The 2,627-nt window shown below is 43.3% G+C and carries 1 protein-coding gene and 4 tRNA genes; all 5 read left to right on the forward strand.

Annotation, left to right across the window (positions count from 1 at the left end):
• The first annotated feature begins 1 nt into the window (after window position 1).
• The 5 genes from NX845_RS23295 to NX845_RS23315 all read left to right on the forward strand — a co-directional run bounded on the left by NX845_RS23295 (window position 2) and on the right by NX845_RS23315 (window position 2,626).
• A tRNA-Asn gene (locus tag NX845_RS23295) sits at window positions 2-77 on the forward strand.
• A 383-nt stretch (window positions 78-460) separates the two neighbouring features.
• A complete protein-coding gene (locus NX845_RS23300; protein ID WP_065682915.1) occupies window positions 461-2,086 on the forward strand; it encodes a methyl-accepting chemotaxis protein in 1,626 nt (541 codons plus the stop codon).
• Window positions 2,087-2,321: 235 nt separating this feature from the next.
• Window positions 2,322-2,397, forward strand: a tRNA-Phe gene (locus NX845_RS23305).
• Between the two features lie 56 nt (window positions 2,398-2,453).
• Window positions 2,454-2,529, forward strand: a tRNA-Thr gene (locus tag NX845_RS23310).
• A gap of 24 nt (window positions 2,530-2,553) precedes the next feature.
• Window positions 2,554-2,626: transfer RNA gene (locus NX845_RS23315), tRNA-Asn, on the forward strand.
• Window position 2,627 lies beyond the last annotated feature (1 nt).

A 2,627-nucleotide genomic window follows, 5' to 3' on the forward strand; every position in this document is an offset into this window, starting at 1 on the left:
TTCCCCTTTAGTTCAGTTGGTAGAACGGCGGACTGTTAATCCGTATGTCGCAAGTTCAAGTCTTGCAAGGGGAGCCACATTCAAGAAAGCCAAGTCGAAAGACTTGGCTTTTTTTCGTTTGAGCAAAAGCTAACTCTATTCAGTATTGCCGCCAGTCCAACATCAAGCCTTAATCCCTCCCCTTAAAGTTAAAGACATCCCCTTTCCGATATCGACAGCACCAATCCTTGAATTCGTTCAAACCTTCTCGATACAAACTAAACCACCTCTGAAATTAAGTACCTTTAATCGCTTATCGTCACATAAAAACAAACAACATGTCAGGCTGTTACTTTTTTCGCTTCGTAAATTTAATCTTCATCATGTTTTGATATCTTTCTGATATCTGCCCTACACGACTTAGATTAAGATTCGATGAATTATATCTAATACTAATTATTGAATCGATACGCAGGAAAATATGAAATTAAAAACGCAAGCTTACTTATTATCGGGCATCATCTTGATCGCTCTGCTGGCGCTAACTGCTACTGGTTTATGGACCTTGAGAGTCGCGAGTAACATGGACAACAAAGCTCGTGTGACAGAGCTGTTTAAGAGCGCATACAGCATTCTTACTGAAGTTGAAAAAATGGCTATTGATGGCACTCTAGAAGAACAGCAGGCCAAACAGCTTGCTACTCGCCTACTACGTAACAACATCTATAAAGACAATGAATACGTTTATGTTGCGGATGAAAACATGACGTTTGTTGCGACACCTCTGGATCCACAACTACACGGAACCAGCTTTAATGATTTTAAAGACGGTGATGGAAATAGCGTTGGCCAACTCATTCAACGAGTACTTGGCAATCGTACTGGCCAGATCATTGAGTACACCTGGACACAAAAGCTTCCAGACGGAACGATTGAAGAAAAACTGTCTATTGCAGAGAAGACTCCGCATTGGGGTTGGGTTGTAGGCACCGGTATCGGCTTCAATGAAGTTAACGCTCGTTTCTGGTCTACCGCTCAATGGCAGCTGTTCCTTTGTGTCGTGATTGCTGGTCTTATCCTATCGAGCTTGATTGCATCCATTAAGCGCATGCTAGCGCTTCTTGGTGGCGAGCCAAAGGATGTAAGAGAAGCGGTACAAGCAGTCGCAGAAGGCCGCATTCAAACCTCTTTCGAAAATCAAGCAATCGACGGCAGTATTTATCATGCAGTGCAACAAATGAGTAAATCGCTAGCAGAACTAGTATCAAACCTGAATGCTTCAATGTTGGCATTAAGAGGCGAGTTACAACGTGTAGAAGACCGTGCGGGGTCAATAGCTCAGCTAACAGAGACACAACAGCAATCAACCGAGATGATCGCAACAGCAATGACCGAGATGGCCTCTTCAGCCAACAATGTTGCTGATTCAGCGGGTGATACTGCGCGTAATACTGACGAAGCTGATAAACAGAGCCAACATACTCAGCAGCTAATTCACAACACGGTAGATAACATTCAAGGTCTAGCAGGCCAACTAGGAACGGCCAGTGAAGCCGTCGCTAACCTAGATAGCGATGTACATAACATCGTTAAGGTCTTAGACGTCATCGGTGATATTGCAGAACAAACTAACCTTCTAGCGCTAAATGCGGCAATTGAAGCTGCGCGCGCTGGTGAACAAGGCCGCGGATTTGCGGTTGTAGCTGATGAGGTTCGTAACCTTGCAGGTCGAACACAATCAAGCACCAAAGAAATCCAGCTAATGATCAATAACCTTCAAGAAGGCTCTCGTAACGCAATAAAAACTATGGAAGTGTGTGCGACGACCAGTGAAAGCACCGTAACAGAGTCCCAGAATGCTTCTGAAGCTCTACAACAGATTGTTATCGCATTAGAGTCTATTTCGTCGATGAGTCATCAAATCGCGACAGCCGCCGCTGAGCAGACTCAGGTGAGTGATGATATTTCGAAGCGTATCAATATGATCGAAGAAAGTGGCAACCAACTGAGTAATGTAGTGACAGAAAGTCATAACAGCACTCAAACACTCGCCTCTCTTTCTAATGAATTAGAAGCTTGGGTTAATAGGTTTGAAGTAAAACACTAAACTCTCAACAAAGTTCTTTAATATAAAAGCACGTTTTCATACGTGCTTTTTTTATTTCGACGTCCATTCAGTGAAGTTAACCGTAGTTTTACTATCTTTTAGAGCATGCTAGACCTAGGTTTTTCGCCCCAAATGAACAAAAACAACCCACTAAGTATAGAAAAACATCAAACAATACTTTTTTTGCAATTTAATGTTGACCCAGAACGCGAAAACACGTTTAATACACCTCGTCGCCCGGATAGCTCAGTCGGTAGAGCAGAGGATTGAAAATCCTCGTGTCGGTGGTTCGATTCCGCCTCCGGGCACCACAATTTATTTGTTGGTGTCCTAGACAACAACAGTAAAGCACAAAGAAATATTATGTGCCGACTTAGCTCAGTAGGTAGAGCAACTGACTTGTAATCAGTAGGTCACCAGTTCGACTCCGGTAGTCGGCACCATTTCTTTAAAGCTTTAAGAATAATTCCCCTTTAGTTCAGTTGGTAGAACGGCGGACTGTTAATCCGTATGTCGCAAGTTCAAGTCTTGCAAGGGGAGC

The organism is Vibrio sp. NC2 (assembly GCF_025195005.1).
Taxonomy (GTDB): domain Bacteria; phylum Pseudomonadota; class Gammaproteobacteria; order Enterobacterales; family Vibrionaceae; genus Vibrio; species Vibrio splendidus.